General features: G+C 40.9%; 17 protein-coding genes, 1 pseudogene and 1 riboswitch. Of the genes and pseudogenes, 9 read left to right on the top strand and 9 right to left on the bottom strand.

Translation table 11 applies throughout. From position 1 onward, the window contains the following. From FTT94_RS11825 to FTT94_RS11815, 3 genes and pseudogenes are all read left to right on the top strand, one after another. Positions 1–90, top strand: a pseudogene (locus tag FTT94_RS11825) (IS5/IS1182 family transposase); the annotation flags it as partial. 261 nt (positions 91–351) lie between these two features. Next, complete coding sequence (locus FTT94_RS11820) at positions 352–2049, top strand: carboxypeptidase regulatory-like domain-containing protein (protein ID WP_180170845.1); 1698 nt, start codon at positions 352–354, stop codon at positions 2047–2049. 369 nt (positions 2050–2418) lie between these two features. Continuing rightward, positions 2419–3762: an amino acid permease gene (locus FTT94_RS11815; RefSeq protein ID WP_180170844.1), complete on the top strand. Its 1344-nt coding sequence runs from the start codon at positions 2419–2421 to the stop codon at positions 3760–3762. 290 nt (positions 3763–4052) lie between these two features. Here FTT94_RS11815 and FTT94_RS11810 read toward each other — a convergent pair whose 3' ends face one another. The 6 genes from FTT94_RS11810 to FTT94_RS11785 form a co-directional block, all read right to left on the bottom strand. Further along, a complete protein-coding gene (locus FTT94_RS11810) occupies positions 4053–4361 on the bottom strand; it encodes a hypothetical protein (protein ID WP_257231410.1) in 309 nt (102 codons plus the stop codon). Positions 4362–4551: 190 nt separating this feature from the next. Then, a protein-coding gene (locus tag FTT94_RS11805) for an IS3 family transposase (protein ID WP_257231409.1) occupies positions 4552–5672 on the bottom strand; the annotation gives its coding sequence in 2 pieces (ribosomal slippage) (positions 4552–5432 and positions 5432–5672; 1122 coding nt in all). 240 nt (positions 5673–5912) lie between these two features. After that, complete coding sequence (locus FTT94_RS11800) at positions 5913–6284, bottom strand: MmcQ/YjbR family DNA-binding protein (protein WP_218956012.1); 372 nt, start codon at positions 6282–6284, stop codon at positions 5913–5915. 36 nt (positions 6285–6320) lie between these two features. Next, the gene (locus FTT94_RS11795; protein ID WP_180170843.1) at positions 6321–6926 is read right to left on the bottom strand and encodes a murein L,D-transpeptidase family protein; all 606 of its coding nucleotides are present in this window, start codon (positions 6924–6926) and stop codon (positions 6321–6323) included. A gap of 112 nt (positions 6927–7038) precedes the next feature. Next, complete coding sequence (locus FTT94_RS11790) at positions 7039–8484, bottom strand: YdiU family protein (protein ID WP_180170842.1); 1446 nt, start codon at positions 8482–8484, stop codon at positions 7039–7041. A 120-nt stretch (positions 8485–8604) separates the two neighbouring features. Beyond that, the gene (locus FTT94_RS11785) at positions 8605–9765 is read right to left on the bottom strand and encodes an acyl-CoA desaturase (protein WP_180049967.1); all 1161 of its coding nucleotides are present in this window, start codon (positions 9763–9765) and stop codon (positions 8605–8607) included. A 189-nt stretch (positions 9766–9954) separates the two neighbouring features. Between FTT94_RS11785 and FTT94_RS11780 the strand changes: the two genes are divergently transcribed. Then, a complete protein-coding gene (locus FTT94_RS11780; RefSeq protein ID WP_180005542.1) occupies positions 9955–10488 on the top strand; it encodes an META domain-containing protein in 534 nt (177 codons plus the stop codon). A gap of 66 nt (positions 10489–10554) precedes the next feature. On the opposite strand, the gene FTT94_RS11775 is transcribed toward FTT94_RS11780, so the two are convergent. From FTT94_RS11775 to FTT94_RS11765, 3 genes are all read right to left on the bottom strand, one after another. Continuing rightward, the gene (locus FTT94_RS11775) at positions 10555–11268 is read right to left on the bottom strand and encodes a glycerophosphodiester phosphodiesterase (RefSeq protein ID WP_180005543.1); all 714 of its coding nucleotides are present in this window, start codon (positions 11266–11268) and stop codon (positions 10555–10557) included. A gap of 185 nt (positions 11269–11453) precedes the next feature. Then, on the bottom strand, positions 11454–12038 hold the full coding sequence (locus FTT94_RS11770; RefSeq protein WP_111885379.1) for a cob(I)yrinic acid a,c-diamide adenosyltransferase: 585 nt from the start codon (positions 12036–12038) through the stop codon (positions 11454–11456). 117 nt (positions 12039–12155) lie between these two features. Then, the gene (locus tag FTT94_RS11765; RefSeq protein WP_180163254.1) at positions 12156–14033 is read right to left on the bottom strand and encodes a TonB-dependent siderophore receptor; all 1878 of its coding nucleotides are present in this window, start codon (positions 14031–14033) and stop codon (positions 12156–12158) included. A gap of 35 nt (positions 14034–14068) precedes the next feature. After that, a riboswitch (cobalamin riboswitch) is annotated at positions 14069–14289 on the bottom strand. Between the two features lie 146 nt (positions 14290–14435). On the opposite strand from FTT94_RS11765, the gene FTT94_RS11760 reads away from it, so the two are divergent. The 5 genes from FTT94_RS11760 to FTT94_RS11740 all read left to right on the top strand — a co-directional run bounded on the left by FTT94_RS11760 (position 14436) and on the right by FTT94_RS11740 (position 18937). Further along, a complete protein-coding gene (locus FTT94_RS11760; protein ID WP_180005546.1) occupies positions 14436–15077 on the top strand; it encodes a phosphoribosylanthranilate isomerase in 642 nt (213 codons plus the stop codon). Further along, the gene (trpB, locus tag FTT94_RS11755; RefSeq protein ID WP_117007224.1) at positions 15061–16287 is read left to right on the top strand and encodes a tryptophan synthase subunit beta; all 1227 of its coding nucleotides are present in this window, start codon (positions 15061–15063) and stop codon (positions 16285–16287) included. The genes FTT94_RS11760 and trpB overlap by 17 nt, the downstream gene beginning before the upstream one ends. Before the next feature lie 246 nt (positions 16288–16533). After that, positions 16534–17259: a CPBP family intramembrane glutamic endopeptidase gene (locus FTT94_RS11750; RefSeq protein ID WP_180089806.1), complete on the top strand. Its 726-nt coding sequence runs from the start codon at positions 16534–16536 to the stop codon at positions 17257–17259. 21 nt (positions 17260–17280) lie between these two features. Continuing rightward, positions 17281–17805 (top strand): DUF1543 domain-containing protein, encoded by a 525-nt coding sequence (locus FTT94_RS11745; RefSeq protein ID WP_180009070.1) that lies wholly within the window; start codon positions 17281–17283, stop codon positions 17803–17805. 139 nt (positions 17806–17944) lie between these two features. Further along, complete coding sequence (locus tag FTT94_RS11740; RefSeq protein WP_180170841.1) at positions 17945–18937, top strand: DUF2804 domain-containing protein; 993 nt, start codon at positions 17945–17947, stop codon at positions 18935–18937. Positions 18938–18944 lie beyond the last annotated feature (7 nt).

Here is an 18944-nt window from a genome sequence, read left to right as displayed (position 1 = left end):
AGAGGAATTGCCACAAGATACGATAAGCTAAAACGTAACTATCAAAGCGCTGTTGCTTTAGCTTGTATATTTATATGGTTGCCTCTTTAGCTCAATTTATCGGCTGTAAATGTCAACACACCCTAGTATTAGATATTTATTAGTATTCCATTTTTGAAGGAATGGGCATCCCTTTACAGCAAAACAATGGCAATTGGATGAATGATAAAAATCACATAAAAATGCGAAATTTGCACATTTAATGAAAATTGGTTATTATTTTGCTGGAATATTCACCAGTATGTTTGAGCTGGCAGAGTTCAATGTAGAGATAACAATTTTTAAAAATGGAACAGCCAGAGGGCAGAACAGATGAAAAATAGCGCTTTTGTAAAAATAATAATGGTCACGGGTGTCTTGGGTTTAACGGCATGTGGTGGTAGTGATCGTGACGAGACAGGGAGTGTACCGCCAGAGCCAGTTGCCGATGCTATGGTACAAAAGAGTGTAGAAGAGCTGACTTTATTAGATGTGAATAATCTTGCTTTAAATGCTGCGTCGATTCAGATTTTAAGTGATGAAGAATGGCAAAAAGTACAATCAGGCAGTCTGAAAATAGCAACGAATACAATTACAGCGGATGATTCTGAGCAGTTCTTTCCACCGATCAATAGTTTACCGACAGCGGCACATTTTAAAGGTCAAAATTATCTTGCCAATGCTCAAGGCATCGTTAAACTGCCTAAATTGGCTGCAGGCACATATTATGTTTTGGTCACTAAAAATGGACAGTCTGCAGTTTCGGCATTCTTGATCCATCCTAAAAATACCAATAAGAGCATTGTGTTGAATGTGGTTCTCAACTGCTTAGACCAAGACTGTCAGACACTAAGTGATGCACCAGTCAATGATGCAGTGGTCGGAACATTGTCTGGTCAAGTGATTTTTAAAGGGAAGCCTTTGGCGAATGCGCAAGTGTCATTGTCTGGCGGTACAGCGACCAATGGCGCATTTGTTAGTGCTTTGACTGATGCCAATGGATATTTCACGCTTTCATTTAATGTATCCAGTGCGCTGCTTGAAGCATTGAAAAATGCCACGCTCACCATTAACGGTGCAGGAATTAACACTATTACGAAAAAAGTTACGGTCATTGCTTCTTCTGCATCGGGCTATCAATTTGAAGTGCTGCCCGAAACAGCATCTGTAGATGCGGTATGGCGTGAAACTTTTGAAGCGGATTCTGCTACTCGCAATGCATGGACAAGGTCGCAGCCAAGTGTGGCCAATGTTGATTGGCAGTTGCTAAACAAAGGTCACAACATCCGTAATAATCAAGTGAATCAGCGTGTACGCTTAGCGCCGAATGACCAAAGTCAAGGCAAGGTGCCTGAGCCACTGCAAGGTAATACGGCATATTGGTATGGCGACAAAGTAAATGGCAACTTTATTGGCGCTTTAAGTGATTCATCTACGGCTCCAGAGTTTGATGGCGGCACCTCGCAGTATGACAATAGGGGTGAATTGATTTCACCTGCCATTAATCTAAGCCAGTATCAGGCGCCTTTGAGTTTAAGCTTTAAAACATGGTGGGAAATTGAGTCGGTCAATCCAAATAATCAGGGATTCGATTTGATGAATATTTTAGTTTCTACCGACGGCGGTAACAGTTTTAAGACTTTGGCTCGATTAAACCCGCTGGCAGATCCATCTTCTGCATATGATCGCGCGCCGATTCCATACAGTAATTTAGGCTTTAACCTCGCACCGGCTGCTGTTCAGCAAGAAGCAATTTCATTAGATGAATATGCAGGCAAGGCCAATGTTCAGCTGAAATTCCAATTTAGAACGGTCGATGGACTTTATAATGGTTTCCGCGGCTGGATGATTGATGATGTGGTGATACAGAAAAAAGCCGGAACTTTCCCATTATTTGATGGTGCGAGTTTTGATGAAAATTTAGATAGTTTCTCTCAGGACTATAGTGGCTTCGCTGCAAAACAAGCGGGCGCTGTGCTGAAAAGCACGAATAGTTATGCACGTTGGGCGGATGTTCCACAGCGTAAATAACGATTTACATGGTGGTGCAGTATGAATGGTTAGAATAGGTTTAGACGTACTGCATTCACTATCAATCATCCATCAAGTGAAGTGAATGCTAAAAAGCAGCTCTCTATTGAGGGCTGTTTATATTTAAAGGGACAATATATTCAGCCACTTTAGTATACTGGCGGCTAAAGCTTCCGGCTGTTCGAGTGGAATCTTATGGCCCGTATTGTCCATCCTATCAATTTGACCAAGTGCTATGGAGAAATGCAGCTCACGCGCTGTATTCCATAATGATTCATACAGAAATGATCTGCGAATATTTGGCTGCAAAGAGCTGCACAGGCTACAATCCACTTTTTTATAAGATGAGAACGTGTTGTGAGCAGCTAAATGCCTCAACTGCAGCGCCGATTAAAGAACCGTCATATTCAGCTGATTGCAATGGGTGGTGCAATCGGGACAGGGCTATTTTTAGGCTCTGCGCATATTATTGAGTCGGCTGGACCATCGATAATTCTGGGCTATTTGATTGGTGGCTTGATTGCTTTTCTGATTATGCGCCAGTTGGGCGAGATGATTGTACAAGAGCCAGTCACAGGTTCATTCAGTCATTTTGCTTTTAAATATTGGGGCAAGTTTGCTGGCTTTTTAACGGGCTGGAACTACTGGATTCTCTACATTTTAGTGGTGATGACCGAGCTGACTGCGATAGGCAAATATGTCAATTACTGGTGGCCGCATGTGCCTGCTTGGGTTTCAGTTCTGGTGTTTTTTGCTGTGATTACGCTAGCCAATTTAGCCAATGTCAAACTGTATGCAGAATCTGAATTTTGGCTGTCGATGATTAAAGTTGTGGCGATTGTTGCCATGATTATTTTTGGTATATACCTGCTACTTACAGCAGGCGCAGACTCTACAGCTTCGATTAGTAATTTATGGGTACATGGCGGCTTCTTCCCGCACGGTTTTGAGGGCTTATTCTACATGCTAGCCTTTATGATGTTTGCTTTTGGCGGCATTGAATTAATCAGCATGGCGGCGGCTGAAACTGAAAATCCTGATCAAAATATCCCGAAAGCGGTGAATCAGACCGTAATCCGCGTGTTCTTATTTTATATCTGTTCTTTGGCTGTATTGCTGTCACTGGTGCCGTGGAACCAGTTGAAACTTGGCGGTTTGGATCATAGTCCTTTTGTGATGATTTTTAATCAGATGGGGATTGATTGGGCGGCGCATTTGCTGAATTTTATTATTTTGACGGCCTCCGTTTCGGTCTGTAATAGCGGCATGTATGCCAATAGCCGCATGCTGCTCGGTTTGGCAGAACAGGGCAATGCGCTAAAAGCATTTAAACATGTGAATAAATACGGTACGCCGATTGCTGCAGTTTTATTTTCTGCTTTGCTGATTTTTGGCTGTGTGCTGCTGAATTATTTCTTACCTGAAAAAGCATTGAGTTATTTGATTTATATCGTGGTGAGCGCTGCGGTGCTGAATTGGATGCTGATCAGCTTGATTCATTTGAAGTTTAGAAAAGCGATGCAGCAACAGGGCATACTGACCAAGTTTCCTGCTTTATTTGCACCGTTCACCAACTATTTTGTTTTGGTGTTCATGCTGATGATTTTATACATCATGTGGAATCAGGGCTTTATGCTGTCGGTGCTGATGCAGCCCGTATGGATTTTACTGCTGTATGTGCTGTTTAAAGTGATGCAATTGAAGAAGGTTTAATACCATGAAGGCTTAGGGATGAGCCTTTGTTCACTGTCACTAAAAAATGATTTTGAAAAATTCTGACAAAATACGCAAATTGAGTGAATATTCATATAAAAACTGCTCTAGTGCACTCAATTCTAGGGCGAATTTATATAAGATTATGATTTATATTGGATAAAACAAATTATTTCGTATAACGTGTATTATGCTGATTTTAGAAAACTTAATCTATGTTATATGACAGAAGCTTGGAATATTAATTCAATAAAAAATTATTTAATTTTTCAAAAGTCTTCGATGATTTTTTACTTCAATAAACCTAGGTTTGTATAAATTTTCTCACGCTGAGTAGCATTTGTTTGATTACGACCATTGTTAAGATAATTTTGTTCTATAAATATGGCCGCTTCTTTCTCTGACATAGGTTTTTTCATGCTAGAAGCAGCTAATAATATGCTATATAGATTAAAGCGATCTTCAGGATATATACAAGCGTTATTAACGGTATCCATTGTCATTGCTTGATCTGCATCAGGATACATAAGCTTAAGTTTGCTTACAGTATCTTGGATGCAATATTGATATAGACCTTGGGTTTGTGCAGCACCTTCCATAATTTCAGATTCAGTTAATATTTTATCGCTGAGTTGGTTTTTGAGAATTGAAGAAATTTGATTATTTTCAGGTAATGCAGACCATGCTAATGAATTGAAGCTTAAAGTAATGCCAATGATTATTAGTAGAGAGGTGGTCCCACATGTTTGAACAACTAAAAGCTTATTTATAAGTGATACTCTGCTCTAGTTAAGCTACCTTATTTTGTTGTGGTAGCTGGTCATAGTAAAACTCATCTGGAGTCATTTTATCCAGACTCGAATGAGGTCGTTTCAAATTATAAAATTCAAAATATGCGTTTAATTGCTTCTTCGCATCCAAAACATTGCTGTAGGCTTTGAGATACACCTCTTCATATTTAACGCTCCGCCATAATCGTTCAACCATCACATTATCAACCCATCGACCTTTACCATCCATACTGATTTGAATGCCATTTGATTTCAATACATCAATAAATGCATCACTGGTAAATTGACTGCCTTGGTCTGTATTAAATATTTCAGGTCGACCATATTTTTCAATAGCTTCATTTAATGTTTCTATGCAAAATGTAACCTCCATACTAATCGATACTCTATGCGCAAGTACCTTGCGGCTATGCCAATCAATCACAGCACATAAATAAACAAAGCCTTTTGCCATAGGGATATACGTTATATCCGTAGACCACACTTGATTACTGCGCTGAATAGCCAATCCTTTGAGCAGATATGGATATTTGCGGTGAGCTTGATTAGCCTGGCTTAAATTTGGTTTGCAATATAACGCATTAATGCCCATTTTCTTCATTAAAGTACGTGTATGACGTCGTCCTATATGATGTCCTTGACGATTCAACAAATCACGCATCATACGGCTACCTGCAAAAGGGTATTGCATATGTAACTCATCCATACACCGCATCAGCTTCAGATCTGATGCACTCACAGGTTTTGGGCGATAGTAATAACAACCACGGGAGACTTTCAGCAGCTGAGCTTGCTTAGATACTGAAATCTGAAGTGAGTCATCGATTAACTTTTGTGGTTGAAGCGGCCCAGTTTCTTCAACACACCTTCTAAAAAATCAATTTCTAATGCCTGCTCACCGATTTTTGCATGTAGTTTTTTTAGATCGATGGGTGGTTCTGTTGGAGCTTTTGATTGATCGAAAGCTTGCGAGGAAGCTGAAATCAGTTGATTTTTCCAGTCGATAATTTGGTTTTGATGAACATCAAATTCAGCAAGTGTTTTTTCTGCTTTAATCGCAGCAAGTGCTACCTTAGCTTTAAAATCATTTGAATGATTTCTTCTTGGTCTACGTGCCATAAAATACTCCATATATTGATGTTTATAACATCATTTGGGGAGCAAAATATCACTTATAAGTGTTGTTCAAATTTCCTGATCCACCTCTGTAGTTTCATTTTGATTATTGGTTTAACTAAAGTAAGAGATTAAGAATTATATAGAAAAATAATATTCCAGTCTGTTAATAATACACCGATTAAACATAATTGCGATTATACTAAATTTGCAAAATCAACCAGATCGAAAGGGAAGTGTTATCTAAACACTTCTCAGCAATTCAATCCTCTGCCGTTGTCCTTTCTTTAACTTCGACACCACCAATTCATAAGAATTTAGCACCAAATCCTGCAGCAGTTCTTCTTCCAATTCTTCATCTGTAAAAACAGAAATCCAATGCTTCTTATTCATATGCCAGCCCGCACGAATAAAGGGATAAATATCTTTAAGTATTGAGCCATTGTCTGGCAGCACCTTTAAGTTGATGGCCGCTTTGCCTTCCAAATGAAAACTCAGCATAAAGACCTTCTCCATCACTTTAAACACATCACAGCCTTCACCAAAAGGCTGGCTACAGGTGGTTTCAGGCAGGGCTAAGGCCGACTTAGCAGCTACAGTGTGTAATGCAATCATAGGGGATAACCTAAAAATAAGCCTGAGTTTTAAAGCCTAGGGACGAATATGTATAACGGTATCATTATTCACCAATTGCCAAATTTCATCCATATCAATATTACGCACAGCAATGCAGCCCCAAGTCCAATCTTTTTGTGGGAAATAAGTCATCAGTTGTGGTGCAGCTTTCATTTGTAAACTGGTCGCCGAACCATGAATCATAATGTCACCACCTGCAGAAACACCTAAATCTTTAGCCTTTTGTTTATCGGTCGCATTGGGGTAAGAGATATGCAAAGACTTATAAAATGAACTTTGCGGATTGCGCCAATCAATCATATAGCTGCCTTCAGGCGTTTTGCCATCACCTTCTTGAACTTTATGTCCTAGCGGTTGAAAACCCAGACGCATCGGGTAACGCCGAATGACTTGATCCTGATGTTTTAATTCCAAATAACGCTGAGCTTTATGTACCTGAATATTGTCGATCGGCGTTTCTTTGCGAATTTTTTGAATTTGCAAATCACTTAATTCAGGTGGAAAGACCAGTGCATTGGCAGGTGTAGGTAGATATTTTTCAAATTTTTGATAGGCAAAGTAGGCTACCGCAATACAGAAGAGGGTAGCGAAACTTAAGATCGTGATATTTTTTCTTGTCATTATTTTTTAGAGGATGAAGTGCTTTCACAGTCCATCGATTTCTGAATTGTGGATAATGTTTAAATTATCCACAATTATGACCCGAGTGAAATGTGGATTTGTGGATAAATGTTTAAGACGAGCAGCTAACCATCACTTCAGGCACATCACTTGGTAAAGGTCCTAAATCTTCTGTTGTTTCCAGTTCAGGCTGTTTGCTAAAGGGCCGACTGAGCAATGTAAACAAACGCTCTACTTCAGAAAAATCATTACGTTCAGCAAGTTCAATCGCCTTTTGAACCATATGGTTGCGCAAGATATATTGCGGGTTGGCTTGTGCCATTTCAGCATCTAAAGCATGGGTGTCCTGATGCCCACGGATGCTTTCATATTGTGCCAAGAAACCTTCAAAGGCGCGGCGGTCTAAGCAGTCATCTTTAATGGCTTCATATTCATGATTTTGCAGACGGATAAAGCTTTGTGTGTAATCCAGTTGCTCACTTTGTAGAATACGCAAAAAGGCCATAGCGCAGTCGAAGCTGCCTTTATGAAAACTCGGCAGGCCCATTTTCTGAGCTAAGCCCAATTTATAATGTTCCAAGAAGGTCAGTTCAAAATGCTCTAAGCATTTGGCTAGATCGTCTTTCCACTGTTCTTTGTCATAATCTGAAGGGCAGAGCGGAACGAGATTATTCAGCCATTGCCATAAATTCCAATGCCCGATACTTGGCTGCTGTTGATAGGTATAGCGGCCTTGGTAGTCCGAATGGTTGTTGATCCAGTTTGGACGGAAGCGCTCCATAAAGCCATAAGGGCCGAAGTCCAAAGTTGAACCGGTAATATTCAGATTGTCAGTATTCATCACGCCATGTGCAAAACCAATCAGCTGCCATTTGGCAATCATCACTGCGGTACGCTGAATAACTTGAGTGGCAAAAGCCAAAATGGGCTGTTCAGCATCCAAGCATTCAGGGTAGTGCCACTCAATACATTTTTGCGTGAATTCAGGTAGTAAATCACCCTGATATTGATTGATCCATTCAAAATGTCCCAATCGGATATGACAGTCAGATGTACGCAGCATCATCGCGCCGAGCTCGAGTTTTTCGCGCTTTACACCTTGCTCAGAACTGGTAAAACCCACCGCATTGCTGGATGCAACGCCTAGGTTGTTCAGCGCATGTCCTGCCAAATATTCACGAATGGTCGAGCGCAGCACTGCACGTCCATCGCCCATGCGTGAATAAGGCGTAGAGCCGGCGCCTTTAAGGTGCAGGTCAATGGTTTGCCCATGTTTATCGATGATTTGCGCAATCAATAAGCCGCGTCCATCGCCCAATTGGCCGGCCCATTGTCCAAACTGGTGACCTGCATAGACCATGGCCAAAGGTTCAAATTCAGCAAAGGTTTTTTGACCGCTGCAGATTTCAACCCAAGCCTGTTTATCTGTCTCAGACCATTGCAGCTCATCTGCAAGAGCCGCATTAAAATGCCCAGCTTTTGTGCCTTTTAAGGGTACAGGCTGTTGATGGTGGTACAGGCGAGGCGGCAGGGTGTTATAGCGGGCATTGAACAGCATAATGATCTTGAAAAATTCAAATTATGTTGAAACTATAGCAAAGACTGGATGGAAAAACTGTAGCTTAAAAACAATAAAACCTCCACAAGGGAGGCTCTATCATCAGAAGGGCTTATAGAATTAAGCTGTTTTCTTTTTCAAATTACGCATCAATTGATTTAGTGTTTCACGGTGCTGTGAAAGACGTTTTTCAACTTGTTGGAATTCAAGTTTTAGCTTGTCATCCATTTGATGAAATTTTTCAGCAACCGCAGTTTTCTTCGCTTGAATTTCCTGTTCTTTGAGTTTTGCCCAGTCATTCAAGGTTTGTGAAAACGCATCATATTCTTGAGAAATACGTTGTTTGGCTGTCGTAATATCATCAGTCATGTTTAGACCATAGATGGCAAGGTCTTGTTCCGCATACTTGAACTTCATAGCCAACTCAGCTTTTTTAATATTAAAGCTAGGGATACGGCGTAAATTTTTAGCAAGACCTAATTTAGAGCAGCTCCAAATCAACCATTTTGTTGGATCGTATTGCCACCATTTCACACCATTACGGTAGTCGTATTGGAAAATGTGGTGATAGTTATGATAACCCTCACCCCAAGTAGCAATAGCTAGCCAGAAGTTATCACGAGCGGTATTTTCGTCAGTATACGGACGTTTACCCCACATGTGACACAGTGAGTTAATAAAGAACGTCACATGATGGCTCAAGATTAGACGCATTAAACCGCCCAATAATAGAACGCCCCACATGTCGCCAACAGCCCAACCAATTGGCACTAAAATCGCCGCATGAACAGCAATTACCAGTGGAATGTAGTATTTATCTTGGAACAAAACGACTTTATCTTTTAACAGATCAGGTGCGTTTTTGTAGTTCGGTTCTGCTGCTGGATAATCACGAAGCATCCACCCGATATGGGCATACCAGAAACCACGATTAATCGAGTATGGATCTTGGTCAATATCGTCTACATGACGGTGATGTGTACGGTGACCTGAAGCCCAGAACAAAATACTGTTCTGAACAGCAAAAGTACCCATGAGCATTAAAATGATTTTTAAAGGCAAGGTTGCTTCATAAGCACGGTGTGCCCATAAGCGGTGATAACCTGCGGTAATACCTAAACTGCTGACACCCAGTAAAACAAACATACTGATCCAAGCAGCGGCACTAAAATCATGATTAATGGCATATAACGGAATTGCAATAACTGCGACAATAGGTAAAAACACCAATGCAAAAATAGCAATCCAGTTCATTGGGGCTTTGGGTAGGGGAGCATTCATCTCCAACAGCACTCCTGAAACCTTGGGAGGTATAGATAGGACTAATCCCATTAATTTTTTAAGGGATTTTAGACGTACAGAATAGTAGCACGGGAAAACCCGTTTTCACCACTGTTATTGTACAGTTGTATTGTTCTAAACAGTAACATAATACGACTGAAGTTATTTGACTTTTTGTGGAGTAAGAAGATGCCAAAAAAACAGCAAATTTGTCAAAATAATCTGAAATTACTTATCAAATACTGCATCTGGGGCAGCTTTCTGATCAGTTGTCTGGGACTGATGGCTTGTCAAAGTTCTCCGACGCAGAAGGTGACTACAAAGTCACAAGGGAAATCACTGGGCAACAGCGTTGAGCAGCCATTAAAACTTATTCGCGTAAATGATGGGATACAAGATATTCCATGGACGATTGTGAAAATCGCTGTACAAAAAGCTAAGTTCTTTCATCATCAACCTTATCTTCAGTTCAATTCGCAATTTCGACAAATTCAGGGAAATACGGGATGTAACACTATCAGTGGCACTTATGTGATTGATACCTTAAAACACAGCATTGATCTGAATGCCCGAGCAGGTTATTTCAGCTGTGATTCGGCTTTGGCTCAAGAGGCTGAACTTTCAGATGCCTTGCAAGCCGCAACACAATTCCAAATAAAAGGGAAACACATGACGATGCAAAACAGTCGGGGACAAACTGTATTGGTTTTGGAAAGAAAATAGACCGATTGAAATATCGACGTGTTGATCGAGAAGTGAATTACACAAATCTAGGTGAATAAAGCAGCATTAAAAATGCTGCATCATTAATTTAGGATAGTCGGTAATTAAGCCGTTAATGCCCCAATCTTTAAGCTGTTTAGCACGATCAACGTCGTTGACAGTCCATACGCTCACATTTAATTTTGCCTGCTGCGTGGCCTGAATAATGTCTGAATTGGCGAGTTGGTTCATCCAACCGATTTGGATACAACCTAATTCAAGTGCTTGTTCAATCGCTTTAAATTTTACGTCTGTTTCAACCAAAAGCCCGCGTTTGAAGCCGGATTTTTTTTGTTGCAAAGCAAGATGAATTTTAGGGTCAAAACTGGTGATCACCGCGGAATGTTCGAAACCTTGGAGCTGTTGTTCCAAGGTTTCAGTCAGCGCTTCAGCTTCAGTCTGTGTCTTCACTGCTTTCACTTCGACTTCAATATGATCGAAGTTATGAATAATTTTGAGCGTTTGTTCGAGCAGTGGCGTCGGCTCAACTTTATTCCATTCTGACCATGTCACTGCATGGTTATACGGTTCTAGTTCAGAACTTTCGCATTCATAAAGATACTTATCTTGGCCGGTGGTACGGATGAATTGATCGTCATGCATCACAATTAAGGCGCGATCTTTTAGTTGTCGCACATCAAATTCAACTGAGCGTATGCCTAAATCTTGAATATATTGGAAACCACCTAGGGTATTTTCAGGTGCTTCACCACGAGCGCCACGGTGACCGATTATGCGCATAAAGGGCCTGCAAAATTGAAAGATAAAAACATAGTGTCCTGTAAGCATGACAGGGAGATGACACTGTTATTTTGATCCGATCATCCTGAAATACAAGAATGATCGGACGAAATGTTTCGATTTATTTCAATGTAAAATAGACTTTTAATTGGTCAAAGGATTTGAGCAATTTTTGAATCCAAAACTTATTGATCAATCGTGTCGTTAATATTTTTCTGCCACAGCACCTCAGAACCACCTTCAGCGCGTTGTAATGTACGCGATGCGACAAATAACCAGTCAGAGAGTCGGTTAAGTAGCTGCAATGACGGTGCTTGAATGTTCTGGTCACGGTTATGTACAGCCATTAAACGACGTTCTGCACGGCGGCAAACTGCACGCGCTTGATGGGCAAAGCTGCACACCAATGTTCCTGATGGCAGGATAAAGTCTTTGAGCATTGGCAGCGCTTCATTCATACGGTCAATGTCATTTTCCAAAAACTCAATTGACACAGGTTGTACCAAGTTGAAGTTTGGAATGCAGACTTCACCGCCAAGGTCGAATAACCAATGCTGAATCAGGCTGAGCGATTTATCCCAAGCCGCTTTGTCTTCAATACTGCTAAGTGCGATGTGCGAACGCAGAATACCAATGCTTGAATTGAGTTCATCGACATCTCCTAAGGCTTCAATACGTAAATCATCTTTGGCTACGCGTGATCCGTCGCCAAGACCTGTCGTACCTGAATCGCCTGTGCGGGTATAAATTTTACTTAAGCGGTGGCCCATGTCTTGTCCTTAAAATGATGAAAATTTCGGGTCGGTCATAAAAAAGGATAATGCCATAGTCATGACATTATCCTCAAAGTTTTCTGCTTTCTATTGATGAAACTGATTAACTAAAAATCAGTATTTAAATGTCACACCTGCAGAAGCTAAACGACCACCATTCACATAGTAGTAACCACCACCATACGATGCAGTTTTGTATTTCACATCACCGACATTTTCAATATTGGTAAAGACTTTTACGTTTGGATTCACGTTCCAATATGCATTGAAATCTACAGTCACGTAGCCAGGATTTTCACGTTGGTAATCTTGTGCATGTGATTTAGACGATAAAGCACCGCTGATTCCATAAATTTCGTTTTGAAGTCCTGCGGTTAATGTAAAGCTTTGACGAGGACGACGATTTAACTCTTTGCCTGTTTTTTCATTTTCAGCTTTCACGTAGTTATAGGCTGCTTTTGCAAACCATTGGTCTTGTTGCCAAGCCAAATAGCTTTCACCACCTTGGAATTTAGCTTCTTTTACATTGCCAAATTTATTTTTATTCGCTGCATTGTAGTCAATTAAATCATCAACTTCTGTGCGATATAAAGATAAACCAGTACTTAAGCCATAAGCTAATTTTTGATCTACACCAATTTCATAAGATATGCTTTCTTCAGGTTTTAAATCAGCATTACCATAAGAACTATACAATTCATTGAGTGTTGGCGATCTAAATGCCGTACCAATATTGGCATAAACACTGGTTAATGGCAGGATTTTGTAACGAACAGCAGCTTGACCTACTGTATGTGTTCCATATTTTTCGTTGTCTTCAACACGTAAGCCAACTTGGGTATCTAAGCCATTATTTTTATACTGATGTTGAATATAATAACCTTGTGAATCCACGTCCCCTTTGTAAGGAGCTGTAAAGGAAATCACATCGCCTTTAATAGTTTGGTAGGTTGTGCCTAACAAGATATTTTGATGTGGGGTGAATTGCCATTTACCATACAATTCAGCTTCTTGAGTTTTGCTATGAATAAAATCGTATGACCCATCATAGTTCACATCATTTTGATCAATATCATCTTTAAATTGTGATAAACGTGCATTCACAGAAATATCAGAGGTGATATTGACACGACCTTTAACATTCACGATTTCATTTTTAAAATCTTGAGAAAGATTTTTTAAGCCTGAACAGTTATAGTTCGCATCATAAGCACTACAGTCGATATAACCTGTAGAGCCTTTATTTTGTTGATAATCTACAGAAAGCGCATAGTCTTCTTTTTCCACACCAACTTTGGCACTAAAACCTTTTTGATCATAATCAGCAGTTTTAACTTTGCTATTTTTCCAGTCAGTGACTTGTGTGCCGTCAGTTTCTAAACGTTGACCACGAATTTGAGCATAGAAACCATCTTCTGCAACATCTGCTCCAGCGATGGTTTTGTAGGTGCCATTTTCACCCATCTCGCCAGTCACAAAAGCACTGGTTTTTTCAGGTGTTTTTGAAACAAGTTGAATCACACCACCAATCGCATCTGTACCATAAAGCACAGAAGCAGGTCCTTTGAGGACTTCAATTTGTTTAATATCAGTGGTATCGATAAATGCTAAAGATGGCGCACCTGTTGTCGCTGTATTTAAACGAACACCATCACGTAACACTAAAGTTTGGTTTGAGTTTGTACCACGTAAGAAAATAGATGAAACTTGACCATAACCACCACTTTGAACCATGTTAATCGCGGCATCACTCATCAATAAGTGTGGTAGTTCCGCAATTGGTGATTGCTCAACAATTTTAGGTTCGATAATTGAAATACGTGCAGGGACATCATTAATATTTTCTTCACTGCGTGAAGCGGTAACGACGATGGTATCTAAAGTTGTGGAAGCTTTATTTTCAACTGCGTCAGCAGCCACAGTATTTGTTGAAAAACCCATTGCAATAGCGATTGCGCCCACTAATGCTGTAGGCTGAAAAAGAGTAGACATACTTTGCTCCATACATTCACCCCACGTGAATGATTGAGTTGAAGAACGCAGCAAGCAGGTATCCGGACTTAAATATAAATATTGATTAAAACAATATTGGCATATCCACCTTCCCGTAACAATGCAGTGGTGTAAACTCCTTCATGAATTGAAGGTGTTTATAAAGATATGAGGTTCATTTTACCGTTGCGGGGGCAGTGCTGGATTCTCACCAGCTTCCCTAAGCCTAAGCTCAACTTGCAGCAAGTTGAGCGCAGTATAAAGTTTGTATGAGTCTTAAACAACGGATGTAAATAAATATTCAGGATGAACTTTACGCAAGGTCTAAAAATTGCATTACAATGATTCGCCTTCATATTCATAGATAGGCTATGAATAGGGCGGAGTTAGAGCCACAATAATATGCGAACCCGTGCCAAAATCTGCGGAATTACACGTACTCAAGATATCCAATCTGTCGTCCAAGCTGGCGCAGATGCGATCGGATTTGTATTCTTTGCGCCAAGCCCGCGCAGTGTAACGGCAGCGCAGGCTGCTGAGCTGATTCAGCATGTGTCGCCGTACGTACAGACCGTGGGTTTATTCGTGAATGCATCAGCTACAGAGATACAGGATATTTTAAAAATTTCACCTGTAGACATACTGCAATTTCATGGTGATGAAAACCCTGAACAGTGCAAAACGATTGCACAGACTGTTGGGCGCCGCTGGTATAAAGCCATTCAGGTGAAGCCAGATTTGGACGTGATTAGCGAGATTCAATCTTTTCAGCAGGCAGGGGCAAGCGCCGTACTGCTCGATGCATGGCATCCTGAGCTGAAAGGCGGTACAGGGCATAGCTTTGACTGGGCACAGTTCCCAAAACTCGATATTCCTTTAATTTTGGCGGGCGGTTTAAAGCCTGACAATATTGAAGATGCGATTCAAACCACAGGCGCTTATGCCGTAGATGTGAGCGGTGGTGTAGAATCAAGTAAAGGTATTAAAGACCAACAACTCATAGAACGCTTTATGCAAGGAGTCCTTCGTGGATCAGCAAAATAAAATCGACTATACCCAATTCCCAGACGCACAAGGGCATTTTGGTATTCATGGCGGGCGTTTTGTGTCAGAAACTCTTATGGCAGCACTTGAGGACTTAGAAAAACTCTATTTCCGCATGAAAGATGATGCACAGTTTTTGGCAGAATTCGACCGTGACTTGGCGTATTACGTCGGTCGTCCAAGTCCTTTGTATTATGCTGAGCGATGGTCGAAAGAGTTGGGTGGTGCGCAAATTTACTTAAAACGTGAAGACCTGAACCATACAGGTTCACATAAAGTGAATAACACCATTGGTCAGGCTTTACTGGCTAAGCTTTCAGGTAAAAAACGTATTATTGCCGAAACAGGCGCAGGTCAGCACGGTGTAGCAACTGCAACGATTGCAGCGCGTTTAGGCCTTGAATGCGTGGTGTTCATGGGCGCAGAAGATGTTAAACGTCAAGCCATGAACGTATACCGTATGCGTTTACTTGGCGCAACGGTTGTACCTGTGGAAAGCGGTTCAAAAACATTGAAAGATGCCATGAACGAAGCGATGCGTGATTGGGTCACCAATGTTGATTCAACTTATTACGTGATTGGTACAGTTGCAGGTCCACACCCATATCCACAATTGGTTCGTGATTTCCAATCAATCATTGGTCGTGAAGCGCGTAAACAAATTCAGGAACAAGCAGGCCGTTTACCAGATGCTTTAGTTGCATGTGTGGGCGGCGGCTCAAATGCGATGGGCTTGTTCTATCCATTCTTAAATGATGAAGACGTGAAAATGTACGGTGTCGAAGCTGCAGGCTATGGCATTGAAACAGGCAAGCACTCTGCACCACTCAACGCAGGTCATGTCGGTGTACTTCACGGCAACCGTACTTACTTGATGTCGGATGATCAAGGTCAGATCATTGAAACACATTCAATTTCTGCCGGTTTGGACTACCCAGGTGTAGGCCCAGAACACAGTTTCTTGAAAGATATGCACCGTGTGAACTATGTGCCAATCAATGACACTGAAGCGCTACAAGGCTTCCGCGACTTAACACATATTGAAGGTATTATCCCTGCGTTAGAAAGTTCACATGCGATGGCTTATGTCACGAAACTTGCACCGACGATGGACAAAGACCAAATCATCATTGCGACTGTATCAGGTCGTGGCGATAAAGACTTAATGACCGTTGCCCGTATTGATGGCGTGGAAATGGTTGAGATGTAAAATCTCCCCCAACCCCTCTTTAATAAAGAGGGGAAAAGCCCTCCTTTGTTAAAGGTGAGGATTTCAGAATGTATTCTGAATCCGCAAGGGGAGGATTAAAAAAAATCGCGCAGAAGTAATTCCGCGCGATTTTTTCTTGCTGAAAATTTTATTGAGGCAAATCACTATAAAATAGATGCAGAATAAAAGTGTGAAATAAATCACAATACTGTGGAAATTTTATTGCTTTAGAAAGACTTTATAACAATGACATTTACCCAATTGGTTCGTGCAGAATCCTTTCCAACCCATATTTCTTGGCAATGGCGTGATACTTTTGCGCTGTGTATTCTTCCGCTGATCTTGCTCAACAGTTATGTCTTAGACCAATTTTTTGGTGTTTCAGCTCAGGTCGCTTTGGGTGATTCGATCTTTCGCGGTATTTTATTTATTGCCGTGTGTTGGCTCTATAAAACGATGCTATATACGCACTGGCAAAAGTATAAGCAGGCCTTTTGGCGCTCAAGTCTGTTGGTGGTTGTTGGTGCAGTCGCTTTACAAGTAGTGATTTCTTTTACACGCAGTCTGTTGCCCGTTGGTGAGAACATTGAAAAAGAATCGACCATTGATCCCAATACGATTGCGTTTTTTAGCTTGCTGATCATCAGCCTTGGGCCATTATTTACCGCATTGCTCGAAGATATTATTTTCCGCTATACCTTGCTACAAAAGCTATTTATACAGCCTTGGCTGTGGCGATTGATATTGGTATTACTGAACTCAATTTTATTTGGCTTGATTCATTATCATAATTTTGATGGCGATTTGATTGCGACCATCAGTTTTATGGCGGCAGGCCTATTTCTCAACCTCATCTATTTGTGGACGCGTAACATTTGGCATGTCTTACTCATTCATTTCGTCAACAATGCAGTACTCTCTTTAGGCGGCGTGATTTTGTTGAAATTACTTCAGCCCTATGTGGGCAGTTGAAGTCAAAAATAGGGGGAGATTGTGTCCAGTTTATTTATGGTGATGCTCGGCGGACGCCATCCAAGAGCAAATATCGAAGTGCATGATGTCATTCTTGCAGTGGGTAACGCATTAGAAGAGGTTTATCCACAACTGAGAACGGCATGGTTTGGTGAGCAAAAAGGCTTACATATTGATGCTTGGGCACAGGTACATACAGTCAGCACTGAAAATCGGCATTATCGTATCCAATTTTGTGATGCCGCGCCCCGAGCTGAAGATGAAAAATTATGGCTGATTAATCTCGGGGGATATGATGCCCGCGAATTTGGTGAATTACATCGTTATGTTTTGGTGACAGGACAAAACGCTAGTGTCGCGAAACAACGGGGCAAGGCTTTTTTTGAGGCAAATTGGCAAAAACAACATACCGATCGAACTCTAGATGTTGATGATTGTATTGCGATTGATCATGTCTATGGGCGCTATATCGAATTGGTTGAAACGCCGCATAGCCAGCAAAATTCATGGAAAAATGATTACATCTTAATAAATGAACATTTGTGATGATTAAGAGCTGAAATGTCAGCTTTTATATTTTTTTGTGATATTCGCCTGAAATCAGATGGATTGTCTTTTCAGGCGTTAAATAATAGGCATAATAACATTCAGGATTTAGACCTTAAACCTCAATGGAATGGCGTATATGGATTTAATACGGCCGAATGGACAGCCGCATTATGGGCGTTTTAGTGAACTTCCCAATCGCATCGATTTAAGTAAGTATGAATATAAGACACCGTATGGAAAACGACTTGAAGGTTGGCGTAAGCGTTTAAAATATAAAAAATTTAAATTTTGTTGTATTCAGCATGAACATTATACGATTGGTCTAGCGATTGCCGATATCGCGTGGGCAGGGCACGGTTTTGTTTATGTGTATGATCATATTACGAATGAAGTATTGGAATGGAATTCGATTAATTTCCTGTCACGCAATACTGTTTTAGATGAACAACCTTTATTTAATCAGAGTCATTTTATTAAGTCAGGGATTCAACTGGACATTCAGCATGCCAATGGTGTGCGATACATTCAAATGTCGAAACATGGTGAACTCAAACTGAGTGCCCGAGTGTTTTGTGCGGGGACTGATCCGCTGAGTATGTGTAGCCCTACAGGGATTAATGGTTGGACCTATACTCAAAAACTAACGACGTTAGGCTGTGAAGGTTTCTTTATCAATAAACAAGGCAAGACCATTCAATTTCATGACCGGACATTGGTGTCTTTAGATGATACCTGTGGTTTTCTTCGTCCTGAAACCGCATGGTTTTGGCTGTCGTGTAACTTTTGGGATAGTCAAAATCGACGCGTTGGGATCAATCTTGCCTCAGGGGTAAATGAAAGCTTTGGCAATGAAAATTGCCTTTGGGTCAATGGACATCTATATGCCATGTCTGATGTGCTGTTTCAGCAACAAGGCGATAATCAATGGAATATTAGTTCATTAGACAACAGCTTAAATTTGATCGTCACCACAGGTTGGCGGCGCTATGAAAACCTGAATTTAAGATTGGTCGGTAGTCAGTTCAGTCAATGGCAGGCAAAAATTAGCGGTACAATTCAACGTGATGACGAAGAAATTGTATTCTTAAATGAATATGGTTTACTTGAGCAGCACTATGCCAAATGGTAAGTCTAAG

Origin of the sequence: Acinetobacter sp. YH12027, from assembly GCF_013420085.1 — a bacterium.
Classification (GTDB): domain Bacteria; phylum Pseudomonadota; class Gammaproteobacteria; order Pseudomonadales; family Moraxellaceae; genus Acinetobacter; species Acinetobacter amyesii.
The sequence above is the reverse complement of the archived record's forward strand: the minus strand, read 5'-3'. Positions and strand labels throughout refer to the sequence as shown.

Bases quoted from the DNA above. Each gene is read 5' to 3' on its own strand.
- FTT94_RS11820 (WP_180170845.1), top strand. From the start codon at position 352: ATGAAAAATAGCGCTTTTGTAAAAATAATAATGGTCACGGGTGTCTTG.
- FTT94_RS11815 (WP_180170844.1), top strand. From the start codon at position 2,419: ATGCCTCAACTGCAGCGCCGATTAAAGAACCGTCATATTCAGCTGATT.
- FTT94_RS11810 (WP_257231410.1), bottom strand. From the start codon at position 4,361: ATGGAAGGTGCTGCACAAACCCAAGGTCTATATCAATATTGCATCCAA.
- FTT94_RS11800 (WP_218956012.1), bottom strand. From the start codon at position 6,284: ATGATTGCATTACACACTGTAGCTGCTAAGTCGGCCTTAGCCCTGCCT.
- FTT94_RS11795 (WP_180170843.1), bottom strand. From the start codon at position 6,926: ATGACAAGAAAAAATATCACGATCTTAAGTTTCGCTACCCTCTTCTGT.
- FTT94_RS11790 (WP_180170842.1), bottom strand. From the start codon at position 8,484: ATGCTGTTCAATGCCCGCTATAACACCCTGCCGCCTCGCCTGTACCAC.
- FTT94_RS11785 (WP_180049967.1), bottom strand. From the start codon at position 9,765: ATGAATGCTCCCCTACCCAAAGCCCCAATGAACTGGATTGCTATTTTT.
- FTT94_RS11780 (WP_180005542.1), top strand. From the start codon at position 9,955: ATGCCAAAAAAACAGCAAATTTGTCAAAATAATCTGAAATTACTTATC.
- FTT94_RS11775 (WP_180005543.1), bottom strand. From the start codon at position 11,268: ATGCGCATAATCGGTCACCGTGGCGCTCGTGGTGAAGCACCTGAAAAT.
- FTT94_RS11770 (WP_111885379.1), bottom strand. From the start codon at position 12,038: ATGGGCCACCGCTTAAGTAAAATTTATACCCGCACAGGCGATTCAGGT.
- FTT94_RS11765 (WP_180163254.1), bottom strand. From the start codon at position 14,033: ATGTCTACTCTTTTTCAGCCTACAGCATTAGTGGGCGCAATCGCTATT.
- FTT94_RS11760 (WP_180005546.1), top strand. From the start codon at position 14,436: ATGCGAACCCGTGCCAAAATCTGCGGAATTACACGTACTCAAGATATC.
- FTT94_RS11750 (WP_180089806.1), top strand. From the start codon at position 16,534: ATGACATTTACCCAATTGGTTCGTGCAGAATCCTTTCCAACCCATATT.
- FTT94_RS11740 (WP_180170841.1), top strand. From the start codon at position 17,945: ATGGATTTAATACGGCCGAATGGACAGCCGCATTATGGGCGTTTTAGT.